Below are 12,274 nucleotides of genomic sequence, written 5' to 3' on the forward strand. Positions count from 1 at the left end.
AGTGCTGATGGCAGACTTTATCGCGGTAATTCGACGAGCCGTAGACGGGCTCTCGAACAATACTCCGGAGATGCGCGTACGGGTCTATGAAAAGGCCCGGGCCGCTGTCGTTCGGCAGCTCGAGAACATGTCGCCGCGCCCGCCCGAACACATGCTGCAGCGCCAGCTCGACAAGCTCGATGCCGCCATCCGGGAGGTCGAGGCCGAGCATGCTGAAGCCTTGCCGGCTATCGACGACGTGCCGGTCACTGCCGAGGAGCCTTCGCAGGTGGCAGGTACGGCCGCCATGGCGACGGCTGGTGCCGTTGCCGTGTCGTCTCCCGCCTGGGCGGAGTCTGTGTCGGCAGCCGAGGAAGAGCCCGCTGCCGCCCCTGAGGACGCTGAGGTTTCGTCCGAAGAGGTTGAGCCGGTCGTGACGCCGGCTGAAGACGCGCCGGCGGTCACCGGTGACGACTGGGCCGATGCCCATATGGCGGAACCGGCTGCGGAAGCCGAGCCCGAGGCCGAATATCGCGAAGACTATCGCGCTGAGCCGGTCCAGGACCCGGAACCCGTTGTGGAAGCCGCCGCGCCGGTTGAAACCGCCTGGCGCGTCGAGCCGACATTCGGCGCCGACGATCCGCATACCGATTACGAACGCCTCTACGACGACCGTCCCGAAGAGATCGTTGCAGTCGAACCGGAGAGCCCGGTCGAGCCCGAGGCCGAAGTGCCTGCCGAGGCCGAGCCCTTCCAGGACGCCCCGACAGCCGAGGAGACCTGGTCGCAGCAGGATGAACCCGAGTCGACGACGCCGGCCTGGGCGGTCGAATCGCCTGCCGAGCCCGAACCTGTCGAACAGGAGCCGCTTTCGGCTGAGGTCTTGCCGGAACCGGAAGCCTATGTGGCACCGGAAGCGCCTGCTGCCGCCGTGCCCGTCGAGGCGGTCGAGGACTGGCTGCAGAGCCGCGCCAAGGATCCGGTTCCGACTTTGCCATCAGCAAGCTGGGATCTCCCTGTCGCCACCGAGACGGCTGCGAACCGGATGCCGGAACTGCCGGAAATCGATACGGCCCCTGCCACGATTTCCTATACACCGACCGACGAATTTCCGGCCTATGAGGAGCCCGTCCATGTCGAGGCCAGCCAGGATTTCGTCGCGCCGGAGGGGCTCAGCCTCCCGGATGCCGATCCGTCCGTGCTGGGCACGATTGGCACTGCGTCGGCCGCGGCCACCGTCGAGCCTGATGATTTCAGCCAGTGGTTCCAGGATCATGCGGACGAGGCCAAGCCGTCGGCACGTGATGGCGAAACCGGTCCTGTGCCGGGCGCGCCGCTTGCGCCGACCGAATGGGACGACCACATCGACAGCTTTGCCCCGAGCGCAAAGGGCGCGCAAGTCGATGTTGCCGCTCAGCCAGACGGCATGGAGGCATTGGTCGGCGGCTATGGACAGCAGCCTTCCTATCGCCTGGAGCCGAAGAAGCGCCGTAACCTAGCGCCTGTCATCATCGGTGCCCTGATTGTCACCTTGCTCGCCGGCGGTGGTTATCTCGCCTGGAGCATGCGCGACGACATCGGTACCATGGTTGCCAACCTGACCGGTGACATTGCGCCGGCGGAAGAGACGACAGAGCCGGCGGCTACCACGCCCGCAGAGCCCACGACGCCTGCCGAGCCCGTCAGCGAAGAGGCGGCCACTCCACCTGCCGATGCGACGGCTGACGAGCAGAAGTTCACCCAGCGCCTGCGTGCCGACGGCACCGAGGTCGACGAGGGTGCGGGTTCCGCGCCGATCGAAGGCGCACCGGCGGAGGGCCGTTCGGTTTCTGCCCAGACGGTTGCCTCGACGGTTGAACCGAATGATGCACCGGCTGCGGCCAATGGTGCGGCGACGGCGCAGGCCCCAGCCACGTCCGCCCCTGCGGATGCTGCCGCCGTTGCCGGTGGCGAGAAACTCTTCCTCTACGAAGAGCGGATCGGCCAGGCAACTCCGGTTGCCGTGCCGGGCACAATCAGCTGGACCGCTGTTCGCGAGAACGGCGCCGATGGACGCCCCGACCCGCAGATCCAGGGCCGCATCAACGTGCCGGAGCGCGGTATCTCAGCCCTGCTGACGGTGAAGCGTAACACTGACAATTCGCTGCCGGCGAGCCATATCATCGAGGTTGTATTCTCGGTGCCGCCGGACTTCGAAGGCGGTGCCATTGAGAACCTGCAGCGGATCGCGATGAAGCGCACCGAACAGGACCGGGGCGACCCGCTCGTTGCCGTCACCGCCAAGGTCACCGACGACACCTATCTGGTGGCGCTCAACGACTTCGAGGACGTAGTGAAGCGCAATATGGAACTGCTCTCGACCCGCGGCTGGATGGACATTCCGCTGACCTACCGCAATGGTCGTCGGGCGCTGATCACGCTCGACAAGGGTACGACTGGCGGCAATGTCTTCGAGCAGGTGCTCCGCGAATGGGCAGCGCTTACCCCGGCCGCGCCGGCGAATTGACGGCCGCTCCCAGATTTCACATCCAGATCCGCCGGAATATTTCCGGCGGATTTTTCATATCGAGCTGACGTTAAGGTGTCGGATGCTGCTCCGCCAAGACAGCACTCCCATCCCGCGCGTCCGCATACAGCATCAAAAGCAGGGTAGGGTGTGATGGCAGCAGTGACGCAGACCAGGGTGGAGACGGCGCCTGCGGCGCCGACCGGAGACCCGGCGATCAACTTCGTCTCGGTGCACAAGAGTTTCGGCCGTGGTCTCGGCGCAGTGCAAGCGCTCGATGGTCTCAGCCTGTCCATCCCGCGCGGCGTCGTCTATGGTCTGCTTGGGCCCAACGGAGCCGGGAAGAGCACGCTCCTGCGGATCCTGGCGGGGCTTATCAGGCCCGATCGCGGCGAGGTCCGGATCTTCGGAGATCCGGCGACGCCATCCGGACGGCGCAGGCTCGGCATGCTGATCGAGACGCCGAGCTTCTATCCGTTTCTGACCGCCAGGGAGCATCTGCGCATGCTGGCGGCGAGTTCTGCAACATCCTTGCCGGTTGATACGGTGCTCGAGCGGATAGGATTGGCAAAGGCAGCCGACAAGACGGTGTCCGGGTTCTCGCTCGGCATGAAACAGCGCCTCGGCATCGGCTGCGCCCTGGTCACCGAACCGGAGGCAATCATTCTCGACGAACCGACGAATGGTCTCGACCCGGACGGCATCCTCGAAATGCGCGCCCTGATCCACGACCTGGTGCATCGGGACGGATTGACCGTGCTCTTGTCCAGTCACCTCCTGGACGAGGTGGAACGGGTTTGCGACCGGGTGGCGATCCTGCAGCATGGCCGCCTTGTCGCCGAAGGTGCCGTTGCCGATCTCCTCGATCGGGAGGGACGCTTCTGGTTGCGGGTCGATCATCCGGACGGCCTGGTCACGCAGCTGGACGGTCGGGGGCAAGCCGGCGACGGCGGCGTCTATGTTCGCATCGATCAAGCTGAGGTCCCAGACCTGATCCAGTCGCTCGCCACTTCGGGTGCGCGCATCCACGAAGCGAAGTGGATCAAGCCCGACCTCGAAACCGTATTCTTGTGGCAGACGCGGGAGATGAAATGATGGGGACGCTTATCCCGACGGAAATGCTCAAGCTCGTTCGGCAGCCCGCGATCCTGTTCTGGGGCTTTCTCGTGGTGCCGCTGGTGGCGGTCTTGCTCAAACTGGTGATCGAAGGCTTTTTCATTATTCGCATGGGGCATTGGGGTGCCGGCGAGGTCGATCTGTTCCTTTCGGCGGCAAGGAGCCTCAGCCTGTCCGGGAACTCCCTCGGACATCTTCTATTCGCCCTCGGTGTCGCCTCGGTCTTCTTCCTCGAATACCGCTACTCGACATGGCGGCTCCTGGTGCCGAGACATGCACGCTTCGAGCTCTACGGCGCCAAGCTCTTCGTCTGCCTCGTCTGGCTTGCCCTGGGGCTCCTCGTCGTCGCGCTGGGCGATGTCGCACTCAATCTGCTGTTCTCGCTACTCAAGGTACAGCCGGAAGGCGCACTCCTCGTATCTGTGGGCTCATTCTCGCTGCTCTTGGCTGCGGCCGGGATAGCATTCCTGGAACTTGCGGTGCTTGCATCACTCGTCGCGTTGATCGTCGTCGTCTTCCGCTCGATGATCGCTGCCGTGCTGTCGGCCTTTCTGCTGGCGATCGGTTCATCCTTGTTGCAACTCTACCTGGGCACAGATGCGGACCGTCTGCCCCTGCCGAGTTATGCCGCACAGGCGCTGCGTGACTGGTTGCTCGCCGGTGGTTCTCCGGTTTCGGCAATGCTCGGTTTCGCCGTCCTTGTTGGCTGGCTCGTCATTCTGACGGCTCTCGGCCTTGGCGTGTTCTCGCGGCAGCAACTGGCCGTTGAATAGGCAAAGTCACACCACGGCAAACACAAAAACGCCGCCCGGCTCACACCGGACGGCTGGATATCTCGTGATCCCGGATCAGGCGAGAGGCGCTCAGGCCTCGACGACCCGCAGTGCCTTGGCGCGCTCCAGAGCGTCCTTCTGGACAGCTTCCTGGACCTTCTCGAAAGCGCGAACCTCGATCTGGCGAACACGTTCGCGGCTGATGTCGAACTCCGACGAGAGTTCTTCCAGCGTCACCGGATCTTCTGCCAGGCGGCGGGCCTCGAAGATACGGCGCTCGCGGTCGTTCAGCACGCTCATCGCCCGCTTCAGCATGCCGCGGCGGGTGTCCAGTTCGTCCTGTTCGATCAGGACCGCTTCCTGGCTCTCGTGGTCGTCGACCAGCCAATCCTGCCACTGACCGCTCTCGCCTTCTGCGGCACGCAGCGGGGCGTTGAGCGAGGCGTCGCCGGAGAGGCGGCGGTTCATCGAGATGACCTCCTCCTCCGACACCTTCAGCTTGGTGGCGATTTCCGTCACCTGGTCCGGCTTCAAGTCGCCTTCCTCGATCGCCTGGATCTTGCCCTTGAGGCGACGCAGGTTGAAGAACAGACGCTTCTGGTTGGCGGTCGTGCCCATCTTGACCAGCGACCACGAGCGCAGGATGTATTCCTGGATCGAGGCCTTGATCCACCACATGGCATAGGTGGCCAAGCGAAAGCCGCGCTCGGGATCGAACTTCTTGACGGCCTGCATCAGGCCGACATTGCCTTCGGAGACGACTTCGCCGATCGGCAGGCCATAACCTCGATAGCCCATGGCGATCTTCGCCACGAGGCGCAGATGGCTTGTGACCATGCGATGTGCGGCGTCACGGTCGCCATGTTCGGCATAGCGCTTGGCAAGCATGTATTCTTCCTGGGGTTCCAGCATCGGAAACTTGCGGATCTCGTCCAGGTAACGATTGAGGCCGGCTTCTCCGGCGGTGATGGACGGCAAACTGCTGCGGGCCATATAGCACCCCTCTTTCTTCGTTGGACTCCCAATTTCCGGCGAGTCCCATCTCCGTGGATCTTCCTATCCCACGGAAATCCGTATGACAGATAAGTATGGCAAAACGGCGATACAAGATTTGCGTTCCGTCACGAGAGCGTGACGGGGTGTTCGAATTCTGGTGACGACAGAATGCGCTGGAATGCCTTGCCTCATGACGGCATGGTGGCAGTTGTGATCTGCTATATTGAGCGCATTGTTTATGTCTTTTCGAGGTGCCCCTATGTCCATGTCTTCATACTCGCGGGGGCTGATCGCCGTCACCGTCGCAACCGTGGCGCTTTCCACGGCGGGTCTGATGACGCGGCTGGTCTCGATCGACGGCCCGACCCTGCTTTTTCTGCGCGGCTTTATCGCCGGGCTCTTCCTGCTTGCCTGCCTGGCCGCGATGACGCGGGGGCGGCTACTCGCGGCTTTCCTCCGGCTCGGCTGGTCCGGCCTGCTGATCGCGGCTACCTCGTCTGCCTGTGCCATACTGTTCATCGGTGCGCTCTACACGACATCGGTGGCGCATGTTGCGATCATCTTCGCGACCTGCCCCTTCCTTGCTGCCGGGCTCGGTTTCCTGCTGCTCGGTGAGCGGCCGGGCCGCGTGGCGCTCATGGCCAGTGGTGTTGCTTTGGCGGGGGTGGCGATAATGATCGGCAGCGGCGAGGAGGGCGCGCTTCTCGGCGATCTGCTCGCTTTTGCCATGACTGCCATGGTGGCGCTGTGGACGGTGTTGGTGCGCCGGCATCCGGACAAGCCCGCATTGCCCTGCACGGTCGTCTCCTGCTTTCTGAGTGCGGCGCTGACGCTGCCGTTTGCGACGCCGCTTGCCGTCTCGTCGCATGACCTCGTGGTCGTGCTCTGCTTCGGGGTTCTGGCCTTTTCACTGGGCTTTCTGCTGCTGACCATCGGCGCGCGCGACGTGCCGCCCGTGGAATCGGCTCTGATTGGGGCGCTGGATGCGCCGCTCGCACCGTTCTGGGTCTGGCTCTTCGTCGGTTACGATCCGGCAACGACGACGCTGGTTGGCGGCGCTGTGGTGCTCGCGGCCGTCGTCGGCCATGTGCTGATGGCGCGCCGTGTGACGCCGCTCGTCGTTTTGCCGCTCGATCCGTGAACGGACAATCCGCAGGTCACATCACCTTGAGCGCATCGATGACCTTTTGCAGGTCGGCCGGGATTGGTGCCTCGAAACGCATGGTCTTGCCCGTGGTCGGGTGTTCGAAGGCGAGCAGGTAGGCGTGCAGGGCCTGGCGGTGGAACTTGTTGACCGCGCGCTTGGCGTCCTCGGACAAGAGGTTGGCCTTGGTCTTGAAGGCGGCGCCATATTCCTGGTCGCCGATCAGGGGATTGCCGATATGGGCCATGTGGACGCGGATCTGATGGGTGCGCCCGGTTTCCAAGCGGCACTCGACCAACGAGGCGAGGCAGGTGGCATCCGGCTTTTCACCGTAGCGTTCCAGCACCGTGTAATGTGTGATCGCTTCGCGGGCGTCGTCGGTGTCCTCGCGTTTCACCGTGCGCTTGGTGCGGTCGGCGCCGGAGCGGCCCAGCGCTGCATCGATGGTGCCGGCGAGCGAACGTGGGCGACCCCAGACCACGGCGCGGTAGGCGCGCTCCAGCGGGCCGGTGCGGCCATGATCGGCGAATTGGTCGGAGAGATGGCGGTGGGCGATGTCGTTCTTGGCGACGACCATGACGCCCGACGTATCCTTGTCGAGGCGGTGCACAATGCCGGGGCGCTTGACCCCGCCGATGCCTGATAGCGTATCGCCGCAGTGATAGATCAGCGCATTGACCAGCGTGCCGTTCCAGTTGCCGGCCCCGGGATGCACGACGAGGCCCGGAGGCTTGGCAATGACGATGAGGTCAGAATCCTCGTAGAGAACCTCAAGGGGGATGTCCTCGCCCTTCGGCTGCGGGTCTTCCGGCGCCGGCAGATCGATGATGACGGTGTCGCCCGGTTTGATCTTGCGATTGGGTGACTCCAGAAGCACGGCGTTCACCTGCACGGCGCCTTGTTCGATCAGTGCCTTCACCCGATTGCGGGAAAACTCTGCCCCAAGGGCTGCCGTCAACCAGGCGTCGATGCGGCCTTCGGCATCGTCACCGGCAATCAGCTCTTTCCTTGATGCGGCGGCTTCGTTAAAGGGGTCGGTCATCATGTCATCCCGTCTCACGGCGGCCGATGCTGCGGCCTTGGTCGCTGCCATTTGGCACAGACGAGGCTTTGGGACAATCGACAGCCGGCCCGACCGGCAATTTTCTCCGGATCGTTCGCTTCGGAAAAAGCGTCGAGATCAGCGCGAACGCAATGGGAAACGACTCCTGCCATGGCTGATTTCAACGACGCGAACCCGGAAGACAAGCCGCTCGATCCCGTCATGGAAGGCGTTCGCCGGAAGATGGTGAAGCTGCAGCTGATCTCCGGCGGAATCATGGCTGTGCTGTTCCTCGCCGTGCTCGTGTCGATCGTCTACAAGCTGACGCGCGATGAAGGCGGCACCCAGCCCGCGACTGCAACTGCACCGTCATTCGCCGTCCCGTCGGATCAGCCGCTGAGCCTGACCGCGAACCTGCCGGCCGGCTTCCGCGTCGTTCAGACCTCGCTTTCGGGCAGCCAGATGCTGATCTATGGCGAGATGGCATCGGGCGAACGCAAGGCTCTCGTCTTTGATCTCGCGCTCGGCCGTATCATCGCCGACGTGACGCTTGCTGGCGACTGAGGCAGGCGTGGAGCCCGACCGCCTCATCGAAATCACGGATCCCGGCGATGTCAGGATCGCGGAATTCACGTCGATCCGCGAACGGGACCTGACGGGCCGGCACGGCCAGTTCGTCGCCGAGGGAACGGTGGTTCTGTCGATGCTTGCCAGGGCCCATGCGGGTGCTGGGCCGGTGAAGGCCGAGAAGCTTCTCCTCCTCAAGAACAGGGTCGCGGGGCTTTCCAACCTCATGGCGCAGTTCTCCAGTGATGTGCCGATCTATGTCGCCGAAGCCTCTGTGCTCGATGCGATTGCGGGCTTCCACCTGCATCGCGGCGTGCTGGCGATTGGTAGCCGGGCTGCACCCCCGGATCTCATCAATCTGATCGGATCGCTGCCGGAGCGCTCGCTGGTGCTTGTCGGTTGCGGCATCTCCAACCACGATAATATCGGTTCGCTGTTTCGCAACGCTGCCGGCTTCACGGCGGACGCTGTGCTCCTCGATGAGACGTGCTGCGATCCGCTCTACCGCAAGGCGCTGCGTGTGTCGGTCGGCTCCGTGCTGTCGGTCCCCTATGCGCGACAGGGCGGGGCGGAAGAGGTGCTCGGGGCGCTGGCGGAGACAGGCTTCGAGATCTGGGCGCTGTCGCCTTCCGGCACCGTCGAAATCGGTGCTATCGCACCCGGGCGGCGCGTCGCGCTGGTCATGGGCACGGAAGGCGAGGGCCTGCCACCTGATATCCTCGATCGCTTCCACTCGGCACGGATCCCGCAGGCGCCGGGGCTGGATAGCCTGAATGTCGGAACGGCGAGTGGGATTGCGCTCTACAGCATTGCCCGCGCTATGGGGCGGCTCGGCTGAGCGGAGCCTGACCGGCAATTCGGCCTATTCGGCGGGGCTCGCCATGCCTGTACCACGGCCGATCGACGGATCCATCGAAAGCACGCGATCGACGAGGCTCTTCGACTTCTCGCCCGACTTGGGTTGCGCGGAGACGATGTCGGCAATCACTGTCTGTTCGCCTTCGCGCACGGCGGTGAGCACGATCATCTTTGCGGCTATGTCGCCGAGCTCTTCGCGCAGGGCATCGTCCTCGGTGGAGGCCTTCGCCTTCAGCAGGCGCTCCGTAAGAACCGTCTGGCTGTGGCGGATGTCGTTTTCGAGGGCAACCGGATCCATGGCGAGGTTGGAGTTGGCAATCTCGTCTTCAGCCATGGGCAGATCCTTCGTCTCCGGCAGGGCAAGGCCAGCTTCCCGGAGAACGCGTTGAGCATTGCGCAGCTGTGCGTTGGCGGCCTTCAGCTTGCCGCGAAGCTCTGTCAGTTCACGCGTCCTGCGGTCGAGCAGGGAACCCGAATCGGCGCGTTCGGCGGCACCCCGGGCGAGGATATCCTCGAGCCGCAGCACCTTGTGCTCTTCCTGGGTGAGACGCATTTCGGCATCCTTGGCGCGCTTGCCGAGCAGCTTGTTCTCGCGGCGCAGTTCTTCGCGCTCGTCCCGCATGCCCTGAATGCGCGTCTTCAGTGTATCAATTTCGGTGTCGCGGCTCGTTGCCTCGATGCGCATGGTGTCCATGTCGCTCACCAGGCGCGCGATCCGATGGCCGCGATCCTCGATCTCCACATCCTTGGCGGCGGCAGCGATTTCGACGCGCTTCAGGGTCTCGCGGATCGTGGTTATCTCAACATCACTGCGGCGGAGCCTAGAGCGCAGGTCGGCGGCCTCCGTGCTCATATCCTCGATCTGGCTCTTGAGATCCTTGCTGTCGGCAACGAGACGCGCGGCCTCGCTGCTCAGGGTCTCGTTCTGCAGCTTGAGGCCGATCGACTTCTCGCGCTCGCGGGTCAGTTCATGCTGGGTGCGGGCGTTCTCGGCGGCGTAGACAGCGCGGACCATGTCCTTCTGGGCGCGGATCTCCTGCGGGCTGAGCGGCATGGTCGCCTTCAACCTGTTCTCCGTGTAGGCCACGACACGTTGATGCACGGACGGCGCTACAAGCATCGCCAGCAGCGCCGCGGCCATAAATCCCAGTCCAAAAATCAGGGCGTATTCAATCACGGTCTGGCCACTGCACTCAGCAAGAATTAGCAGATAGTTAAGCATGGGGGCCGCGGCCGGGCAAGCAGAAGGGCTCGCACGGTCGCGTCATCAACGAATATGGCTAACGACAGACCAGAACGAGCTTGCGTGAGCCTGAGGACGCAAACCGTTCAAGGTCAGAAGGGGTTCCAGGTCGGTGTGCGCGTGAGCTTGAGATATCCGACATTGACGCCCAGTCGCGCACCGAGGCCGGTGCGTATCGGTACAAGGATCACGTCGCGGCTCTTCAGGACCGTCATGCCGACGCCGGCGACGATGTAGGCCGAGCCGCTGACGCCGCCGTAGCGGGCATAAAGCGTGTCGACATCCGGCAGATCGTAGACGAGCATCATGGCGCGCGTGCCATTGCCGCCATAGTCGATGCCGAGAGAGGGGCCCTGCCAGAAGACGTCGTGCTGGCCGACATTCTTCGTGTAGAGCATGCCTTCGCCATAGGTGAGGCCGGCGATCAGGGCACCGGAGCCCTCCTGGCCGAGAATGTAACCGTTGGGCAGGCCGTATTGCTCGAAGGCCTGCTCGATCACCTTGGCCAGGGCACCGCTCGTTTCACCGAAGAAGCCATGTCCGGCATCGACCACTTCCTGGATTGTGTATTCGCCCGCGGCTTCGGCCGGGCGCTGTGCCGCGACGACACTGATCATCGCCAGAACGGCGAGGGCCATGGCCCGAAGCGGCGACATGGAGCGGTGGGACAGGTGATGCATGGTGCCTCCTGAATGCGAAGCCGACGGATTCGGCGTCTTCCTTGGGGGTAATTAAACCTAGCGAGCATCGTCTTAATAATCGGTTTACCAAATATGGTGTCATTATGACCGAACGGCATCCGACCAAGTCGCGACGCGTGGACCTGCGTCCGCCTGTTGCGCTCAGGGTCCACATCTTCTGGAGACGACCATGGCGAAGAATCCCAACCTCACGCTTGCAGGTCCCGACCTTGCGGCCCTGCTCTGCAGCCGCGTCTGCCACGACGTCATCTCGCCGGTCGGTGCGATCAACAACGGTCTGGAACTGCTCGACGAGGGCGGTGCCGATGCCGACGCGATGGATCTCATCCGCACCAGCGCCTTGAATGCTTCGGTCCGGCTGAAGTTCGCCCGGCTCGCCTTCGGCGCTTCCGGATCGGTGGGCGCCTCAATCGACACGGGCGAGGCCGAAAAGGCCGCGAAGGATTTCGCCATCGCCGAGAAGAAGACCGAGGTCACCTGGAGCGGCCCCCGCGCCATTATTGCGAAAAACCGGGTCAAGCTGCTGCTCAACCTCTTCCTGGTCGCCTATGGCGCCATTCCGCGTGGCGGCTCGCTCGACATTTCTCTCGAAAATCCGGAGACGGATGCGAAGTTCAAGATCGTCGCCAAGGGGCGCATGCTGCGCGTGCCGCCGAAGTATCAGGAAATCCTCTCGGGTCACCTCGAAGAGGCCGTCGATGCCCATACCATCCAGCCTTATTACACCATTCTTCTCGCGGACGAGTGCGGCATGGAACTCAAGTGCCTGCCGAGCGAAGGCGAGATCGCCTTTACTGCGGAAGTGATCTCCTGAACCGTCCCGATCCGGGACGGGATGGTGACCAAACCGGTAACCTTTCCTTAGTTGAGGCCCGCTATGGTAGCGGAGACGTTTGATATCCCCGTATCAGGGGAGGGGAGTTGACCATGAAGCGCTTGATGATCGCAGACGGCTCTGACATCGTTCGCAAGGTCGGCAAGAAGATCCTGTCGGAACTCGGTTACCAGGTCTCGGAAGCGGGTACCGGGCGCGAGGCATTGTCGCGCTGCGAGCGCGAGCTTCCGGATGTGATGATCGTCGATGCCGGCATGGAGGATGCGCTCGACCTCATCTCCAACGTCCGCGCCCTGACTGACGGCAAGGCCGTCAAGATCTATTATTGCGTCGTGGAAGCCGAGCTGAAGGTGATGATGGCCGGCAAGCGGGCAGGCGCCAGCGATTTCCTGCTGAAGCCCTTCGACCGCGAGATCCTGACCAAGACCTTCGGCGACAAGGCGATCGCTGCCTGATCTCCCAAGCGTGAAGCGAACCATTGTGAGGCGGTGCCATCGGCGCCGCCTTTTTTCAT

12 protein-coding genes are annotated in these 12,274 nt (G+C 63.5%); 8 read left to right on the forward strand and 4 right to left on the reverse strand.

Features of this window, described 5'->3' with window-relative positions; all coding sequences use genetic code 11:
• Positions 1 to 7: 7 nt before the first annotated feature.
• From E9677_RS08685 to E9677_RS08695, 3 genes are all read left to right on the forward strand, one after another.
• A complete protein-coding gene (locus E9677_RS08685; protein ID WP_136557699.1) occupies positions 8 to 2,485 on the forward strand; it encodes a hypothetical protein in 2,478 nt (825 codons plus the stop codon).
• Between the two features lie 153 nt (positions 2,486 to 2,638).
• The gene (locus E9677_RS08690; RefSeq protein WP_136557700.1) at positions 2,639 to 3,580 is read left to right on the forward strand and encodes an ABC transporter ATP-binding protein; all 942 of its coding nucleotides are present in this window, start codon (positions 2,639 to 2,641) and stop codon (positions 3,578 to 3,580) included.
• Positions 3,577 to 4,374, forward strand: coding sequence for an ABC transporter permease (locus E9677_RS08695; RefSeq protein ID WP_136557701.1), 798 nt, complete (start codon positions 3,577 to 3,579; stop codon positions 4,372 to 4,374). Before E9677_RS08690 ends, E9677_RS08695 begins: the two co-directional genes overlap by 4 nt.
• 90 nt (positions 4,375 to 4,464) lie before the next feature.
• Here E9677_RS08695 and rpoH read toward each other — a convergent pair whose 3' ends face one another.
• Positions 4,465 to 5,367 carry an RNA polymerase sigma factor RpoH gene (rpoH, locus tag E9677_RS08700; RefSeq protein ID WP_136557702.1) on the reverse strand — a complete coding sequence of 301 codons (903 nt, stop codon included), beginning with the start codon at positions 5,365 to 5,367 and terminating at the stop codon, positions 4,465 to 4,467.
• A 262-nt stretch (positions 5,368 to 5,629) separates the two neighbouring features.
• On the opposite strand from rpoH, the gene E9677_RS08705 reads away from it, so the two are divergent.
• Positions 5,630 to 6,511 carry a DMT family transporter gene (locus tag E9677_RS08705; protein ID WP_168801153.1) on the forward strand — a complete coding sequence of 294 codons (882 nt, stop codon included), beginning with the start codon at positions 5,630 to 5,632 and terminating at the stop codon, positions 6,509 to 6,511.
• A 16-nt stretch (positions 6,512 to 6,527) separates the two neighbouring features.
• Here E9677_RS08705 and E9677_RS08710 read toward each other — a convergent pair whose 3' ends face one another.
• Positions 6,528 to 7,556: an RluA family pseudouridine synthase gene (locus E9677_RS08710; protein ID WP_136557704.1), complete on the reverse strand. Its 1,029-nt coding sequence runs from the start codon at positions 7,554 to 7,556 to the stop codon at positions 6,528 to 6,530.
• 171 nt (positions 7,557 to 7,727) lie between these two features.
• On the opposite strand from E9677_RS08710, the gene E9677_RS08715 reads away from it, so the two are divergent.
• The gene (locus tag E9677_RS08715; protein ID WP_136557705.1) at positions 7,728 to 8,120 is read left to right on the forward strand and encodes a hypothetical protein; all 393 of its coding nucleotides are present in this window, start codon (positions 7,728 to 7,730) and stop codon (positions 8,118 to 8,120) included.
• The gene (locus E9677_RS08720) at positions 8,110 to 8,961 is read left to right on the forward strand and encodes a TrmH family RNA methyltransferase (protein ID WP_408014709.1); all 852 of its coding nucleotides are present in this window, start codon (positions 8,110 to 8,112) and stop codon (positions 8,959 to 8,961) included. Before E9677_RS08715 ends, E9677_RS08720 begins: the two co-directional genes overlap by 11 nt.
• Positions 8,962 to 8,985: 24 nt before the next feature.
• Here the strand turns inward: E9677_RS08720 and E9677_RS08725 are convergent, their stop codons facing one another.
• Together E9677_RS08725 and E9677_RS08730 are read right to left on the reverse strand one after the other, a co-directional pair.
• Positions 8,986 to 10,122, reverse strand: a complete 1,137-nt coding sequence (locus E9677_RS08725; RefSeq protein WP_235882892.1) for a hypothetical protein — start codon at positions 10,120 to 10,122, stop codon at positions 8,986 to 8,988.
• 194 nt (positions 10,123 to 10,316) lie between these two features.
• Positions 10,317 to 10,841 carry a DUF1134 domain-containing protein gene (locus tag E9677_RS08730; RefSeq protein ID WP_408014710.1) on the reverse strand — a complete coding sequence of 175 codons (525 nt, stop codon included), beginning with the start codon at positions 10,839 to 10,841 and terminating at the stop codon, positions 10,317 to 10,319.
• A gap of 253 nt (positions 10,842 to 11,094) precedes the next feature.
• Between E9677_RS08730 and chpT the strand changes: the two genes are divergently transcribed.
• Together chpT and E9677_RS08740 are read left to right on the forward strand one after the other, a co-directional pair.
• Positions 11,095 to 11,739, forward strand: coding sequence for a histidine phosphotransferase ChpT (chpT, locus tag E9677_RS08735; RefSeq protein ID WP_136557707.1), 645 nt, complete (start codon positions 11,095 to 11,097; stop codon positions 11,737 to 11,739).
• Positions 11,740 to 11,852: 113 nt separating this feature from the next.
• Positions 11,853 to 12,215 (forward strand): response regulator, encoded by a 363-nt coding sequence (locus tag E9677_RS08740; RefSeq protein ID WP_136557708.1) that lies wholly within the window; start codon positions 11,853 to 11,855, stop codon positions 12,213 to 12,215.
• Positions 12,216 to 12,274 lie beyond the last annotated feature (59 nt).

It is taken from the genome of Peteryoungia rhizophila (genome assembly GCF_004912145.1).
Taxonomy (GTDB): Bacteria; Pseudomonadota; Alphaproteobacteria; order Rhizobiales; family Rhizobiaceae; genus Allorhizobium; species Allorhizobium rhizophilum.

Excerpts from the sequence above, each read along its gene's own strand:
- E9677_RS08740 (WP_136557708.1), top strand. The coding sequence starts at position 11,853 with ATGAAGCGCTTGATGATCGCAGACGGCTCTGACATCGTTCGCAAGGTC.
- E9677_RS08710 (WP_136557704.1), bottom strand. The coding sequence starts at position 7,556 with ATGACCGACCCCTTTAACGAAGCCGCCGCATCAAGGAAAGAGCTGATT.
- E9677_RS08705 (WP_168801153.1), top strand. The coding sequence starts at position 5,630 with ATGTCCATGTCTTCATACTCGCGGGGGCTGATCGCCGTCACCGTCGCA.
- chpT (WP_136557707.1), top strand. The coding sequence starts at position 11,095 with ATGGCGAAGAATCCCAACCTCACGCTTGCAGGTCCCGACCTTGCGGCC.
- E9677_RS08695 (WP_136557701.1), top strand. The coding sequence starts at position 3,577 with ATGATGGGGACGCTTATCCCGACGGAAATGCTCAAGCTCGTTCGGCAG.
- E9677_RS08690 (WP_136557700.1), top strand. The coding sequence starts at position 2,639 with ATGGCAGCAGTGACGCAGACCAGGGTGGAGACGGCGCCTGCGGCGCCG.
- rpoH (WP_136557702.1), bottom strand. The coding sequence starts at position 5,367 with ATGGCCCGCAGCAGTTTGCCGTCCATCACCGCCGGAGAAGCCGGCCTC.
- E9677_RS08715 (WP_136557705.1), top strand. The coding sequence starts at position 7,728 with ATGGCTGATTTCAACGACGCGAACCCGGAAGACAAGCCGCTCGATCCC.
- E9677_RS08725 (WP_235882892.1), bottom strand. The coding sequence starts at position 10,122 with ATGGCCGCGGCGCTGCTGGCGATGCTTGTAGCGCCGTCCGTGCATCAA.
- E9677_RS08685 (WP_136557699.1), top strand. The coding sequence starts at position 8 with ATGGCAGACTTTATCGCGGTAATTCGACGAGCCGTAGACGGGCTCTCG.
- E9677_RS08730 (WP_408014710.1), bottom strand. The coding sequence starts at position 10,841 with ATGATCAGTGTCGTCGCGGCACAGCGCCCGGCCGAAGCCGCGGGCGAA.